The following is a 15,311-nucleotide window of genomic DNA, read 5'->3' as shown; positions in this document are numbered from 1 at the left end:
AAATTTTCTTTTACATTCTGATATTAATATTCATTCTCATGCAAAGGTTAATCTCTGCTCTTTTTATTCAAAATACTACTTAAAGCCTAGAAGACTTCCTATTTGGTATACTAAAACTGCTCCTATCCAACCAATTACGCAAGTATATATTACTGCCATAATTGCCCATTTTCTAGAGTTTGTTTCTCTTCTTATTGCACCTATTGTAGCTGCACAAGGACAATACAATAAAGTCATTACCATAAACGCTAGAGATGTAAGAGGCGTAAATGCCTGTTGAATAGCCGCGGTTAATGATGCATCATTTGATGCTGCATAAACCGTTCCCAAAGTACTAACCACTGCTTCTTTAGCAGCAAGACCTGTTATAAGTGCCACTCCAGCCTGCCAAGTTCCAAAACCTGCCAGTTTAAATATTGGTGCAATAACCGCCCCTACTGATCCAATTAAACTCTCTCTAGTTCCTGGCTCAATTCCCATTGGTAAGTTTGAGAGTACCCAAACAATTATAACTAACCCTAATATAATTGTACTCATCTTTTTTAGAAAATGAGAGGATTTTTCCCACATATGAATAAATACACTTTTAGCTGTAGGTATACGATAAGGTGGAAGTTCCATTACAAAATAAGATTCTTCTCCTTTAAATACTTTCGCGCTTAAAAATTTACCCATTAATATTGCAACTGCAATCCCTAGCAAGTAAAGACCGAATACAATAATTCCACCTGCATCAAAAATCCAAACTTTTCTACCTGCAAAGAAAGCACCAGCAAACAATGCATAAACTGGAAGTCTTGCACTACAAGATACAAACGGATTTATAAGTATAGCCACCATTCTATCTTTTCTACTATCTAATGTTCTTGTAGACATTATCCCTGCCACATTACAACCACTAGAAATTATAAGAGATACCGCTGTTTTACCATGAAGCCCTATTGAATTCATAAACTTATCCATTATATAAGCTGCCCTTGCCATGTATCCACTATCTTCAAGAATAGCTATAAGAAAATACATAGTGAAAATCATAGGTGTAAATACAAATACTGCCCCAAGTCCTCCTATTATTCCATCAGTTATAAATGATTGTAACAGTGCAGGCGTTCCCATACCAGTCAAAATGCCACCTACAAAATCTCCTAGAGCACTAAATCCACTATCTACTAGTCCTCCTAAAAATTCATTCCCAAAGGTCATTGATAGCTGATACATAAGAAACATTACTAATGCAAATATTGGTATTCCAAACCACCTGTGAGTAGTCCATTTGTCTATTTTATCAGAAGTACTTTCTACATTTGATACTTCTTTTTTAACACTATTTTGTACTATTTTACTTATAAATTCGTATCTTTTATCTATTATAAAAGCATCTGGTTCATAACCTATTTTTCCGGTTAATTTTTCTACACTTTTTTCTAATGTAGCATTTATCTTTTCAAAATTTTCATTCTCATTTGTATATTTCTTTATATATTCATCGCCTTCTAAAAGCTTAAGTGATGTCCATTGTACTGGGTATTCTAAAGTAGCTGAAGTTTCTAAAAAAGTTTCTGTAAGCAACTTAATTTCTTTATCTATGTCACTCCCATAATCAATTTTAAATGCATCGCGTTCTAATGAATCGCCTATTTTTATTGCTTCGCGTATAAGTTCTTTTATACCCTCGCTCTTAGTCGCAATAGTCGCAACAACAGGTATATTTAATGCTTTTGATACCTTATTAACGTTTATTTCTATGTTTTTGTTTCTTGCTTCATCCATCATATTAAGCGCTAAAACCATCTTTGCACCAGTTTCTAAAATTTGCATAGTTAAATATAAATTTCTTTCAATATTACTTGAGTCAATTACATTAATCACTACGTCTGGCTTACTTTTTAATATAAAGTCGCGGGCTACTATTTCATCATCTGAGTATGCTCCAAGACTATAAGTTCCTGGTAAATCCACCACAATTATGTCTCTGCCTTCAAACTTAAATTTACCTTCTTTTTTTTCAACTGTAACTCCTGGCCAGTTACCGACATGTTGCTTTGAACCAGTTAATGAATTAAACAAACTAGTTTTCCCACAATTAGGATTACCAGCTAAAGCTATTACTAAATCTTTACTCATATTTCTCCCCCATAATTTCCCATTATTTTAAACTTCTCGGACCATAACCTTTTGTGCCATAGCTCGCCCCAGAACTAATCGAGTTTCTCCGACTTTCACAATTAAAGGACCATTATCATTTTTCATAATTTTTACTATAGCACCCTTGCTCATGCCCATCTCCATGATTTTCTTGCACATACTCTCGCCGCCTTGTACACTATTAATCTCTGCAAACTTTCCTATTCCAATAAAATTTAGTGGCATATTCATCATTCCCACCTCCATATTATTTTTCACACTTAAATGTCATTAAATCAATTTCACCATAATATCTCTTGCTTCGCTTTTTCTAAGGCTTAAAGAATATCCTCTAACCTGAAGCTCTATAGGATCACCCATAGGCGCTTTTCCTATTACAACAATTTCTGTACCTTTAACTATTCCCATATCCATTATTCTTCTTCGAACTTTACTTGCTAACGATATATCTACTACTTTAACCCTAGTTTTCAATTCTATTTCTACTAATGATATTTGATTTGTCATAAAATCACTCCTCTTAAACTTTATTGACGATATTGAAATTCATTATCAACTGCTATATAAAAAAATATATTTAATTTCTATGTAATACTCGTAATCATTTGATTTCCATTATCATCATACCGTAATATAGAATATTTGTAAACAACTATATTATATTTTTTACTAGAATTAATCCATTAATCTAATTTAGCTCGTCTACTATTTTTATATATTATTAATCTTAAATTTGTATACATACCAAATATTATTGTATAAATACACAATCTTAACCAGTCCATCTCTTTTCTATATAATAGTTAAAAAAAAATAAGCCCTCTAATTTAATAGAGGGCTTATTTATTATATTTTCAAAATTATATTATACAGGTCCCATTAACCTAATAGGTATGTACCCTTTTTTCATTAATTTACTTTTAGATCTTACATCTTTTCTTGCTACTGGAATTGGCTCGTAGGGTGTAACTGTAGGTATGTTTTGTTCATACACATTTAAATTATCACTGTTTTTCTTATCTGAATCTATATATAACATAATATGTCCTTTTCCACTACCATTATCTAAAAGCAAAGCATCTGCTGGTTTCAAATCATCCCAGGATATTTGGCTGACAAATTTTTTCCCTGTTTTACTAGTTCTCTTTACCTCATCATAAAGAGTAAGAGTAGTCTGCCTTTTTATTCCCCAAGCTGCACTAACTAAACCAGAACAGTCATTACCATATAGTCCTTTATTTTTATTAATTTTATTTAGAAAATCACTCGGTGATGAAACTTGATATGGGTCCATACTATATGGTACCCCCTGATATACTTTTCCTTTAATAAAAGTATAAGAGCAACTCTTATCAACCATATTACGCTTAGGTATCCATTTTACTTCAGTCATTGCCTTTGCTTTGTTAAGACTCTCAATTTTTAAATCATCAGACTTACTTTCATCTTTAACTTTAGGAATATCAGAATCGGCTTTGGCATTATAGACTATATCACTATCTTTTAAAGAAAATGGAGAGATTTTCGGTATATTACTTAGGCTTGTACTGATTCTAACCGGATTATGTGTAGGCGTTAATATAATAAAAACAAATAGAAACAAGACTATTGCAGAAAATATATTTATTACTATTTTGGCACCTTTAAACGTCATTCTCATATTTCACCCACTTTTTAAATATATAGTATACTTAATACTATTCTATTCAATAAAAGGTGAAACATTCCAAATAAATAATAATTGTATTATTTTTATAAGTTTATGCATTTATCGTATTATTCCTATAAATTTATACATATTATTTTAATAACATTTATTGCATAATTATACATTTTCTAAGGTGCCATAGCAATGATTTCAAGTCCCCTAGTTTCATCTATTCCAAACATTATATTCATATTTTGCACAGCTTGACCTGCGGCACCTTTTATTAAATTATCTATAGCAGATATTACAATTACTCTTTTTGTACGCTTATCTACTTTGATTCCAATATGACATAAATTTGAGTTTCTTACCCATCTTGTTTCAGGTAATCCATCAATAATCTTTACAAAATAATCTTCCTTGTAGAAATCTCTATATAAATCTATAAGCTCACCTGTAGTTACTTCTTTCAAAAGTGACCCATAACAGGTTGATAAAATTCCACGATTCATTGGTACTAAATGCGGAGTAAAACATATCATTAAATCATCGCATGCAGCCTTACTTAGCTCTTGTTCAATTTCTGGAGTATGTCTATGACTAGCAACTGCATAAGCTTTAATTGACTCATTACATTCTGTAAAAAGTGAGCTAATATTCGCAGATCTACCCGCTCCAGATACTCCAGATTTAGCATCAACTATTATGGATTTTAGATCTATTAGATTGTTTTTCAAAAGCGGAGTTAGCGCTAATATAGTAGCTGTTGGAAAACACCCTGGATTAGCTAACAGGTTGCACTCTTTTATAGCTTCTCTGTTTGATTCAGTTAAGCCATAAACAGCACTTGCTAAAAGGCCTTCACTTTCATGTTTAACGCCATACCACTGCTCATATACTTCCTTAGATTTCAGTCTGAAATCAGCACCTAAATCTATCACTTTTACCCCAAGCGACAATGCTTTTTCAGCTATTTTAAAGGCCTTGCCCTGTGGCAACGCAATGAAGAGAACATTTATATTTGATAATTTACTTATAGCTGTTTCCATATCAACGCAAATGTCATCTATATAACTATAGAAGTTATTATAGATGTCACTATAGCCCACCTCTGCATAATTATGAGAAGAATAAAATTCTACATTAACCTCTGGATGCTTGTACAAAAGCCATGTTAATTGTTCACCGGCATAGCCAGTGGCCCCCATTATTCCAGCCTTTATCATAATAACCACCTCTTAATTAAATTTAATGTTAAAAGTGATTATACAATAACCTTATAAAAAAATCAATATTTTATTGAATACTTATTCAAATTGGTGTATAATTATTCAAAAGTTGCAAAGTTCATAAAATTTAATGGAAATTACATATTAAAGTTGGAGGCCAGAATGGATATAACCGATAATCACTTAAATATAAAAGAATTTTTACAAATTAATAAGTATGAGGGAAAGACCTTCGTTATAAAATATGGCGGAAGTATAATGAGTAACAAAGCCGCTAAGTTAGCCTTTGTAGAAGATGTAGTGCTTATGACAAGGGTCGGTATTAAAGTGATTATAGTGCATGGTGGTGGTGCTGAAATTAATAAATGGATTGAAAAAACCGGTGGAGAGCATAAATTTATAAAAGGATTAAGAGTTACAAACAGCGTTACTATGGAAGTTGTAGAGATGGTCCTATCAGGAAATATTAACAAAAGACTATCTTCTATATTAAGTACAAGAGGACTAAATGCCATAGGTATAAGCGGTAAAGATAGTAATCTAATAGAGGCTAAAAAGAAGTTTGTTTATAAAGGTAACCAAAAGTTTGATATAGGTTACGTTGGAGAAGTTGTTAATATTAATTCGCAGTTATTACACACTTTAATTAAAAATAACTATATCCCAGTTATTTCTCCTGTAGGCATAGGAGAGGACGGACATAGTTACAATATAAATGCAGATTATGCTGCAGCCTTTATAAGTGGTGTGCTAAAAGCTGAAAAGTTATTAATAATGACAGATATAGATGGAGTATATACAGATATAAAAGACCCATCAACGCTTTTACCATCAATCACAGTAGCTGAAACTAAAGATTTTATAGATAAGGGTATTGTCTTTGGCGGTATGATTCCAAAACTGGAATGCTGCGTTACTGCTATTAATAAAGGCACTAAAAATGTTCATCTGGTAGATGGAAGAAAAAAACACAGTTTATTACTAAATGTAATCAAGAATTGTGGAACTAAAATTATAACAGCGAAGGAGTAAATAAATGATAGAAAATTGTATAATGGACACTTACGGAAGATATGATGTTACTTTTGAAAAAGGGCTTGGATGCAAGATTTATGATACAAATGGCCGTGAATATATAGATTTTCTCTCAGGAGTTGCAGTAAATTGCCTTGGGCATAGCCATCCTGCTATAATAAACGCTATAACTGAGCAAAGCAGTAAACTTATTCATATATCAAATTACTTTTGGAATACTCCCCTCGCGCTCCTTGCAACAAAGTTAATAGATAACTGTGATCATAGCAAGGTATTCTTTTGTAACAGTGGTACTGAGGCTGTGGAGACTGCATTAAAGATATCAAGAAAATACGGGAAATTAACAGGTACAAAAGATAAAAATGTACTTTTATATATGGGTAATTCTTTTCATGGTAGAACTATAGGTGCTCTTTCTGTCACAGGTCAGGAGAAATATCAAGAGGATTTTAGACCTTTAATGGACGGTGTACGTAAAGTAAATTTTAATGATACTTACGATTTAAAAAAGAATTTCGACGAAAAAGTATGTGGCATAATAATAGAACCAATTCAAGGAGAAGGCGGAGTTGTTTCAGCAAACAAAGAGTTTTTAGAAGAAGTAAGAACTCTTTGTGACAAATACAATGCTCTACTAATTTTTGATGAAGTTCAATGTGGAGTGGGACGCCTCGGAAGTCTATTTGCCTATAAGAAATTCTCTGTTATCCCTGATGTAATCTGCATCGCAAAAGCTCTTGGCGGCGGATTCCCAATAGGCGCGACCATTACCAATGTAAAAGCTTCTACTGCTTTTGTACCCGGTGACCATGGAAGCACTTTCGGTGGAAATCCTCTTGGATGTGCAGTCGCTCTCGCAGTTTTAAAAGAACTCGTAGATGGTGGAATTATAGATGAAATTGACGAGAAGAGTTTTTATTTAAAGGATAGGTTATTAAATATCAAAGCAAAATATGAGATAATAGATGAAATACGCGGTATGGGTCTATTAATTGGTATAAAACTAAAAACCGACGCAAAGGAGTTTTGTAAATTGTGCTTTGACAAAGGCCTTCTTGTTATTTCAGCTGGAGATAACGTAATAAGATTACTTCCTCCACTTAATATAACAAAAGCGGAACTTGATGATGCTTTAGATATCCTTGAGTTAGTAATATCTGAAATCACAATTTAATAAATTAAGATTTTTTTATATGACAAAAGATGCCACTCACTATTTGAGTGGCATCTTTATGTTAAAAAGAGATAATTATCTTAGGGGGATATATTATCTTTCTATATGTTTCCCAGTATGTATTTTTTTTATACTCTTTTTAATAAAAGAAATCAAATTATATATTATAATATAAACAGCAAAAACTGCTATGAATCCCCACACTCCTGCCACTATATCAGCAAATTCCATTTGGCCGCGATTGGTAAGCTTCTGCTCCAGTTCGATAGCAAAAACAATAACCAAAAGTACAGTAAATGTATATATAAAAGATAAAATAGAAATGCTATATTTCGCCATAGCCTTAAATGCCATATTAACTACAAAATAAATAAGCATACCAATTATGGCTATGACGATAAAATGAAGCTGCTTATCATCAAGTTGCGTATTAAAACCCGAAGAAAAATTTTCAATTAGATCATGTAATTCATTAACTATTGAAACCATAACTTTTAACATTTCAACCATACCCAGCCTCCTAATCATTTACTTTTATTGTTTTATCTTATATTACGAAGAAAACTACCGAAATATATTTCAGTAGTTTTCCTTATCTTTTGCTAACTAATATTTAACTACTCTAAAAGAGTGGTGCTTTAGACACAGGCTTTACATTTTCGTAAATAAATCTATGAATCTGATCTGCAGTAGCCTTAAGGTCAGCCTTCAAATACCAAACTCCGCCTATTGTTTTTCCCTCACAGTAGCCATCCACTGGAAATCTCTCCTGCTCTAAAGCAGTTGTCTTAGACGCAATCACTTTTGTCCCAAGGGCCATTACATCTATACTACTCATGCTTGTCTCAGTAAGAGGTAAAAGCTTAGAAACAACAGATGGGAACTCAGTTGCCCCTAGTGACTCAATCTTTGTGAGCATACCTGTTAATACAGTTCTTTGTCTTTCAGTTCTCTTAAAATCTCCTCCAGAAGTATAACGTATTCGTGAGTATGCAACAGCTTGAAGTCCATTTAAAGTCTGCGGTCCTGAACTTGTAATTCTACTAATTGATTTTCCTTCAATTCTAGCAGTTTCATTCATATAATCATTCATTAAATTAACTTCATCTTGAGCAACATCTATAGTTACTCCGTTAATACTATCTATTATCTTTTCAAGATTAAAAAAATCAACGGAAACATAATCTCTAATATTTAAATCAAAATTCTCATTAAGAGTTCTTATGGCAAGCTGTGGTCCACCGTAAGCATATGCATGGGTAATCTTTGTTTCATCATGTCCTTTTACTGCTACATATGTATCCCTCATAATAGATGACATTTTAATTTTCTTGTTTTTTGTATCCACAGAAAGTACCATTATAGAATCCGAACGAGCTGGTTCCTTCGCAGTTCTTCTATCTAAACCGAAGAAAGCAATGTTTGTTATTCCATTATCCTTTTCTGCTTGGGGCGATGAATCAGTCTTAATACCTAGAGCCTCATCGGTTTTCGATATTTTTACAGTGTTTATTTTACCAAGTTCATAAAAAGTGTAACCAAAAGCTCCCCCAAAAACTAATACACCAATAATAAATAAACTTAAAATAATCTTTGTCGATTTTCTTTTTTTACTCATATTTTCCCCTTCCATCATATGTTGCATAATCATTCTGAAAATACTAATTTTTTATATTTTTCTATTCTCTAATTTTCCACATATAGTACTCTGATTATTATATCCCCTTTTCTTGTCGTATGCAATATTTATCTAAATGCTATGTATAATCATTTTATCCTGCAATTAATTTGTAGTTATAAACTATCCACAACGTAATTATACTATAATATTTACTATTTTACTATATTTTCCCCATATCCGCATGATATTTTTATACTAATTACAAATTACTTTATTGAATGACTTTTGATATGGAAACTAAGTCATAAACATCTATTATACTATCATTATTGATGTCTAATATGCTTTTATACTCATGGTCCCCTATACGTGAATAATAGGCTTGACCTACTAGTGCTAAATCAATAATGTCTGTTATTCCATTATCATCCACATCTGTTTGTCTAGTTAGCTTCATGGCTCCAAAAGCATCTACAATCGCTCCTGTAACAATTTTATTTTCTAATTCGGGTAATTTATGAGTACTTTCTAAAATACGATTTTTTACTTCAATTGGAGATAAATTCATATCTTCGCTTAAAACAAGTGCTGCTACTCCAGTAACATGAGGAGTTGCCATAGATGTTCCACTTTTATAACCATATCCACCCGGCACTGTGCTATAAATACTACCTCCTGGTGCTGCAATATCCACAGAAACCGCACCATAATTTGAAAAAGTAGATAAATATCCATTTTTATCTATTGATGATACTGAAATTATGTTAGGCAAATCGAAACTTGATGGATAGTTTTTAACTAAGCCGTCATTATCTAACCCTATTTCATTAATATTACCATTTCCCGCAGCACACATAAATAAAGCATTTGAGCTTTTTATCACCTCATACTCCGCTTGCGAAAAATCTTTACTACCGAATGAACAATTAAATAATTTTATACCATTACTTAAACCATATTGAATAGCATTGATTACGTCACTAGTATATAAAAAGCCTTGAAGATTAGCCACTTTCAAAGCCATTATTTTAACAGTTGGTGCAACTCCTACGATGCCTATTCCGTTAGATGATGCTGCAATTGTTCCACTAACATGAGTACCATGGCTATTATCATCATAAGAATCATTATTGTCATATGCAAAATTCCACCCATTATAGTCATCCACATAACCATTTTTATCATCATCTATCCCATTATCAGGTATCTCTTTATTATTAATCCATATACTATCTTTTAAATCTTCATGATAATAATCTATCCCAGAATCAATTACTCCAACCACTAAATTTGGATCACCGGTACTGCTCTTCCAAGCAGTAGCAACATTGATATCTAATCCTTGAGCTGTAATATTTTCAAGTCCCCACAGGCTACTAAAATACGGTTCATTCTCAGGTGAATTAGATAACTTGCTAATATAATTCGGTTCCGCATATTCGATGTTTAAATCGTTATTTAAATTTAATAGCACTTCATCCATAGAAGATTTTTTGTTATCAAATTTAACTATATCAAGTTGCTTATTTATTTGATTTTCAGATTTAATACTATTCTTTTTCTCTACATCCTGAATAGATGAATCGCTAATATCTCTTCTGATTTTTACTAGAACCTCGCCTTCCTTAAAGTTTTTCTTTTCCTTATTCTTTTTATAATTGGCCATTATTCTTGCTTTTTTACCTGATTTATCATTTTGCAAATTAACTCCCAAAGAATTATTAGGAGTAGCTTGTACCTTATATCCATATATATTAATCATAAATATAATCATAATTAACCTGTTTATATTCTTTTTTTTCATAAGTACCCCCAAATTAATAATTATATGTCTTATCCTTACCATTTCATTTTAACGACATTTATCTATAATTATTAACTTTGCTTCTGATGTTTTTTTCTATAAAAGTACGTTCCACCTACAACTGCAAAGACTAATGCAATTGTACTACCAGTAATCATGCCCCTTTTCCAACCAGAGTTTTTTATAGTTTCATTCCCACTTTCATCCTTAACAGAAAAAGTAGGTTTACTTTTATTAATTTCCACCGTATCCTTATTAATAGCCTTATTATTTTTTAAAACGTTTGATGGAACGTCTTTTTTTATTTCAATTTCATTATTAACGGAAGAATCAGCATTACTGCTTACATTTGGATTTACCACATTGCTTTCCTGCTTAGTTTCACTTTCTTTAACAACCAGAGCATCAGTACTAGCTTTTGCGTTACTATCTATATCCGGAGCTACTACAATGTTTTCCTTATTAACTGTGGCCTCAGTCTTAGCCTTTTTCATACTATTTGTATCCCGTTTTATCACAGTACTCCCCGGCTTAATTTCTTCAGCTTTACCATCACTACTAACTTTAAGTTCATACCCCTTAAATTCATAAGCAACTTCTTTAATATTTTTATCACAAAGCTGTATTTTCAGATTATAAGTATCATTTGGACTAGCTAAAAATTGTTGACTTTTTAAATGAAAGCTATCTTTCTTCAAAACCTCTGCATTTATTTTTATAAAAGTTCCTGAACCCGAAAACCCATCGGTTTGACCTACACATGAAAACCCTCCAAAGCTTGCTATCCCACTTGTATTATCTATTTTGTCTCCCACATCAAACGTATTTGTGCCTTTATTAATAATAAGGGCACCTTTTTCAAAAGAAATAATCTTCAAAATCTTAGGATCATACTTTAATCTAGCGGCTCCAGCATATAGACTGTCTATATTATCTATATTTATTGTTATCTGGATGGCCTGTCCTATTTCTATCTCCCCTTTTACCTCCACGCTTAGAGATGGCAAGATTGCTGCTTTGGCAGTTCCTCCATGTGTAAATAATATAACGCATAAAAAACATAGTATTATTTTTTTCATAATAACTATTACCTTTCCTCTCTACCATTTTTACAATAGACTAATTCTTTAATTTTTTATATTATTTCTGTATAAATAAAAATTATAATTTTTAGCAGCAAGTGCAACATCCATTATATTCACAACCCCATCCATATTCACATCGGAATTCTCAATGGATATTCTGTTAGTATCATTAATAACCGTTCCCTGTCCATTAATGCTTTTAGATTGTTGTACAAAATCGTAAATATCGACTTGTCCGTCTCCATTTGTATCGCCGACGGGTTTTATCCAATTTCCTGCCACATAGCCACTTTTATTATTACCTTCAACCTGATATCTTACATAACTATCTTTAATTATTGGATCACCTATTATTGTTACAACATCATTTTTATTATAATTACCAATTACTTTCATATCTCCATCTCTTATAGCTAAATAATCGTTGGTAACTATATATTTATAATTTTTATCCTTAATTTTAAAATCTCCAGCGTGTTTACCACTTATTTCTGCTATATCTGCTCTCGGTAAAACTCCTACAGTGAAAAGACTAGGATTGTATTCATATAAATCACTCATGGTCTTTTGAAAAATATTATTAGCATGTCCTATAACAACTGTTTGATAAGCTTTAGCATGGTTAGATGCAGGATTATTTCTTTCACTAAAACCATTATATGCCCATATTGCATAATACCAATTTTCCAAATAATTTGGTGATCCATTCCCAACCTTTGGTATCTTCCATGTTGGGGATGAATCTTGTAATGCCCATTTGGTAAGTAAAATTTCAGCGCCTTCCCTTATATTAAACTCTATATCATATTTAAGTCTGTTAATATAGGCTATATCAGTAGGAGTAAGGTTTACTTTAACATAATCTGAAACCTGCATTATTCCGATTCCTATCCCATCATATCCTATCAATGGTTGACCATTAGAAAACTGTCTCCAAGTTGACTCCTGGTGAGCAATTGCTTTAAATATTGCTGCGGGTATCCCCTTTTCATAAGCTACATTTTCAATGATTTTTTCTATTTCATCATGTGATGGATTATTAATATACTCTGAGGAATTTAAAGTACTATCACCAAGCGTATAACTAAGCTTTTCTGTTTTTAACAGAATAAGTTTATTATCCTCTAAACTGAAATGATTTTTAACAGTAAAAGATGGAACTGCATTAGAATCATTTTCAACATACATAGGTGTTTCCTCTAAAACTTCTCCATTCTCCTTTACAGTTACAACGCCTTTATAAATCTCTTCCTTATTTATAATCTCTTTCATTTCGCTACCATCCATTTTATATATGGAATATGATAGCGTACCGGACGTATCCCTTGTTTTATTTTGAATTAATATCTTTGTATCTTTAATTTTTTTATCCTTAATAAAAGCTATAGTTCTGTAAACATTCTTATCTTCATTTTTTTGAAAAATAACTTTTCCGTCCATTGAAAAAATATTAAGTGCACCATTATTAAACTTTACTGTCTCTTCATTACCATCGTTATTTAAATCAATTTTCTTATCTCCATTTTCTGCAAAAACACGTTTTGTGAAATTTGGAAAATTGCAATATATTAAACTTATGCAAAGTATTACTGAGACCACTCTAAAAACAAATTTAAGTTTTTCATTGTTTTTTTTCACTTCCATTAATATCACCATCCATATAAATTTTTGTATTTATTTTAAATAAACATTTTTTAAATTATGTACCCTTTTATTGTCGTTAAGCCACTATATTTAAATTTACTAACCTCCATGGTCCTCATCCCCTTTTTTCTTTGCTTTTATAACATATTTATAGCACAATAACAATTATTATACAATAAGTTAAAAAATACAACAATATTGTTTATATCCACTAAAAATATTTTGCTTTTTTTACGTTGAAGAAATATTAAACTCACCAGATTTAAATTTTATGTCACAAAATAGAATTACAGATAAGATTTTAGATTCATTCGCTTTATTGTTGATAACTTAGGGGAATGGTATAATATTATGTATAATTATAATGATACTGTAATGGATGGTTATATATGTGTTATATACATGAAATGATTAAGCTTTATTACAAGGGCTTTTCATAATACATAATATTTTTAGGGGGGAACATTTTTGAAACTTAAACGAACAACTTCTGTACTAATTTCATTTTTAATTTTAATTAGCATGCTTATCTCTGGCAGCATAAAGGTCGCTGCTGCAACTGCAAGCAAAGTCTCATATTCACTAGATAACAGTTCCATAATAGTTGGACAAGCTTTTAATATTTACGTTAATTGCGAAAATGTAAATGATCTTTATGGAGCATCTGTAGATTTCAAATACGATAAAACAATGTTTCAAATATTAGACATTACCGAAGGCGACACGCTTAAAAATTCAGGCAAGTCATACAATACTGTAATAAATCCAAAAATCCCAGATACTACTGGCGTTGTAAGTATGGGATTGTCTTTACAAGGTAATGTAGCCGGGTTTAATGGAACTGGGCAATTATTTGTTATAAAAGCTAAGGCTCTTAAAACAGGAACAGTTAATTTAAAAACTACTAATGATTTTTCACAGTTAGGAACAAACGGCATGAACATGTGTGTTAAATTAGCAGATAGTACTGGTGGAAAGATTTCTGTGAATACATATCAAGATTTAAACTTTAATATTAACTCAACTGCGCCAACAGTAAACCCTCTTTCAGTTTCTTATCAAGGCCATGTACAGACCATAGGCTGGCAGTCATGGGTTAAAGATGGAGAATTAGCAGGCACAGAGGGAAAAGCTTTAAGAGTAGAAGCACTTAAAATAAAATTAGAAAATGCACCAGCAGGACTAAAAATAAAATATAAAACTCATGTAGAAAAGATAGGCTGGCAGGACTGGGTGTATGACGGTTCACTATCAGGGACAGAAGGAAAATCTTTAAGTATAGAAGCAATTCAAATGGAGCTCGAGGGTACTGATTCTGGTAGATATAAAATTGAGTATCAATCCCATGTACAAAATGAGGGATGGCAAGCATGGGTTAATAGCGGTCAAATATCAGGTACTTCTGGAAAATCACAGAGAATTGAAGCTATAAGAGTTAGAATTGTAAAAGCACCCTCAGTCTCTTATCAAGGCCATGTAGAGAAGATAGGTTGGCAATCCTGGGTTGAAGATGGAGAATTAGCAGGCACTGAACTGCAAGCTTTAAGAGTTGAAGCCTTTAGAATAAAATTAGAAAATGCACCAGCAGGTCTAAAAATAAAATATAAAACTCACGTACAAACTATAGGTTGGCAAGACTGGGTATATGATGGGGCCCTTGCCGGAACAGAAGGAAAAGCTTTAAGGATAGAAGCACTACAAATAATGTTAGAAGGAACTGATGCAGATAAATATAGAATCGAGTACCAATCCCATGTACAAAATGAAGGGTGGCAAGACTGGGTTAATGGAGGTCAAATATCAGGTACTTCTGGGAAAGCACTAAGAATTGAAGCTGTAAGAGTTAGGTTAGTAAAGAAATAAAACTTAACATGTCTAAAGACCATTAAATATAATTTTAATAGTCTTTAGATATGTTTTTTTATT

13 protein-coding genes are annotated in these 15,311 nt (G+C 31.9%); 3 read left to right on the top strand and 10 right to left on the bottom strand.

Features of this window, described 5'->3' with window-relative positions:
• Positions 1-75 precede the first annotated feature (75 nt).
• From feoB to argC, 5 genes are all read right to left on the bottom strand, one after another.
• Positions 76-2,124, bottom strand: a complete 2,049-nt coding sequence (gene feoB / locus ACWJKE_RS15515; RefSeq protein ID WP_462958968.1) for a ferrous iron transport protein B — start codon at positions 2,122-2,124, stop codon at positions 76-78.
• A gap of 27 nt (positions 2,125-2,151) precedes the next feature.
• Positions 2,152-2,379: a FeoA family protein gene (locus ACWJKE_RS15510; RefSeq protein ID WP_165412500.1), complete on the bottom strand. Its 228-nt coding sequence runs from the start codon at positions 2,377-2,379 to the stop codon at positions 2,152-2,154.
• 36 nt (positions 2,380-2,415) lie between these two features.
• Complete coding sequence (locus ACWJKE_RS15505; RefSeq protein WP_165412499.1) at positions 2,416-2,652, bottom strand: FeoA family protein; 237 nt, start codon at positions 2,650-2,652, stop codon at positions 2,416-2,418.
• Between the two features lie 358 nt (positions 2,653-3,010).
• On the bottom strand, positions 3,011-3,805 hold the full coding sequence (locus ACWJKE_RS15500; RefSeq protein ID WP_462958967.1) for an NlpC/P60 family protein: 795 nt from the start codon (positions 3,803-3,805) through the stop codon (positions 3,011-3,013).
• A gap of 176 nt (positions 3,806-3,981) precedes the next feature.
• Positions 3,982-5,019 carry an N-acetyl-gamma-glutamyl-phosphate reductase gene (argC, locus tag ACWJKE_RS15495; RefSeq protein WP_462952743.1) on the bottom strand — a complete coding sequence of 346 codons (1,038 nt, stop codon included), beginning with the start codon at positions 5,017-5,019 and terminating at the stop codon, positions 3,982-3,984.
• A 165-nt stretch (positions 5,020-5,184) separates the two neighbouring features.
• Between argC and argB the strand changes: the two genes are divergently transcribed.
• Positions 5,185-6,054 (top strand): acetylglutamate kinase, encoded by an 870-nt coding sequence (argB, locus tag ACWJKE_RS15490; RefSeq protein WP_462958966.1) that lies wholly within the window; start codon positions 5,185-5,187, stop codon positions 6,052-6,054.
• A gap of 4 nt (positions 6,055-6,058) precedes the next feature.
• Entirely contained in the window at positions 6,059-7,231 is a 1,173-nt protein-coding gene (locus ACWJKE_RS15485; protein WP_462958965.1) for an aspartate aminotransferase family protein, read from the top strand.
• Positions 7,232-7,324: 93 nt separating this feature from the next.
• Here ACWJKE_RS15485 and ACWJKE_RS15480 read toward each other — a convergent pair whose 3' ends face one another.
• The 5 genes from ACWJKE_RS15480 to ACWJKE_RS15460 form a co-directional block, all read right to left on the bottom strand.
• Positions 7,325-7,741 (bottom strand): hypothetical protein, encoded by a 417-nt coding sequence (locus tag ACWJKE_RS15480; RefSeq protein WP_216302587.1) that lies wholly within the window; start codon positions 7,739-7,741, stop codon positions 7,325-7,327.
• A gap of 112 nt (positions 7,742-7,853) precedes the next feature.
• A complete protein-coding gene (locus ACWJKE_RS15475; RefSeq protein WP_462958964.1) occupies positions 7,854-8,849 on the bottom strand; it encodes an LCP family protein in 996 nt (331 codons plus the stop codon).
• Between the two features lie 274 nt (positions 8,850-9,123).
• Positions 9,124-10,656 carry a S8 family serine peptidase gene (locus tag ACWJKE_RS15470; protein ID WP_462958963.1) on the bottom strand — a complete coding sequence of 511 codons (1,533 nt, stop codon included), beginning with the start codon at positions 10,654-10,656 and terminating at the stop codon, positions 9,124-9,126.
• Positions 10,657-10,727: 71 nt separating this feature from the next.
• Positions 10,728-11,735, bottom strand: a complete 1,008-nt coding sequence (locus ACWJKE_RS15465; protein ID WP_462958962.1) for a cohesin domain-containing protein — start codon at positions 11,733-11,735, stop codon at positions 10,728-10,730.
• Positions 11,736-11,783: 48 nt separating this feature from the next.
• A complete protein-coding gene (locus tag ACWJKE_RS15460) occupies positions 11,784-13,385 on the bottom strand; it encodes a dockerin type I domain-containing protein (protein ID WP_462958961.1) in 1,602 nt (533 codons plus the stop codon).
• Between the two features lie 468 nt (positions 13,386-13,853).
• Between ACWJKE_RS15460 and ACWJKE_RS15455 the strand changes: the two genes are divergently transcribed.
• Positions 13,854-15,248, top strand: coding sequence for a cohesin domain-containing protein (locus tag ACWJKE_RS15455; RefSeq protein WP_462958960.1), 1,395 nt, complete (start codon positions 13,854-13,856; stop codon positions 15,246-15,248).
• Positions 15,249-15,311: the final 63 nt, after the last annotated feature.

The organism is Clostridium sp. CM036 (assembly GCF_055081135.1).
The sequence above is the reverse complement of the archived record's forward strand: the minus strand, read 5'-3'. Positions and strand labels throughout refer to the sequence as shown.

Excerpts from the sequence above, each read along its gene's own strand:
- ACWJKE_RS15485 (WP_462958965.1), top strand. The coding sequence starts at position 6,059 with ATGATAGAAAATTGTATAATGGACACTTACGGAAGATATGATGTTACT.
- ACWJKE_RS15510 (WP_165412500.1), bottom strand. The coding sequence starts at position 2,379 with ATGATGAATATGCCACTAAATTTTATTGGAATAGGAAAGTTTGCAGAG.
- argB (WP_462958966.1), top strand. The coding sequence starts at position 5,185 with ATGGATATAACCGATAATCACTTAAATATAAAAGAATTTTTACAAATT.
- ACWJKE_RS15505 (WP_165412499.1), bottom strand. The coding sequence starts at position 2,652 with ATGACAAATCAAATATCATTAGTAGAAATAGAATTGAAAACTAGGGTT.
- ACWJKE_RS15465 (WP_462958962.1), bottom strand. The coding sequence starts at position 11,735 with ATGAAAAAAATAATACTATGTTTTTTATGCGTTATATTATTTACACAT.
- ACWJKE_RS15460 (WP_462958961.1), bottom strand. The coding sequence starts at position 13,385 with ATGGAAGTGAAAAAAAACAATGAAAAACTTAAATTTGTTTTTAGAGTG.
- ACWJKE_RS15500 (WP_462958967.1), bottom strand. The coding sequence starts at position 3,805 with ATGAGAATGACGTTTAAAGGTGCCAAAATAGTAATAAATATATTTTCT.
- ACWJKE_RS15475 (WP_462958964.1), bottom strand. The coding sequence starts at position 8,849 with ATGAGTAAAAAAAGAAAATCGACAAAGATTATTTTAAGTTTATTTATT.
- ACWJKE_RS15470 (WP_462958963.1), bottom strand. The coding sequence starts at position 10,656 with ATGAAAAAAAAGAATATAAACAGGTTAATTATGATTATATTTATGATT.
- argC (WP_462952743.1), bottom strand. The coding sequence starts at position 5,019 with ATGATAAAGGCTGGAATAATGGGGGCCACTGGCTATGCCGGTGAACAA.
- ACWJKE_RS15480 (WP_216302587.1), bottom strand. The coding sequence starts at position 7,741 with ATGGTTGAAATGTTAAAAGTTATGGTTTCAATAGTTAATGAATTACAT.
- feoB (WP_462958968.1), bottom strand. The coding sequence starts at position 2,124 with ATGAGTAAAGATTTAGTAATAGCTTTAGCTGGTAATCCTAATTGTGGG.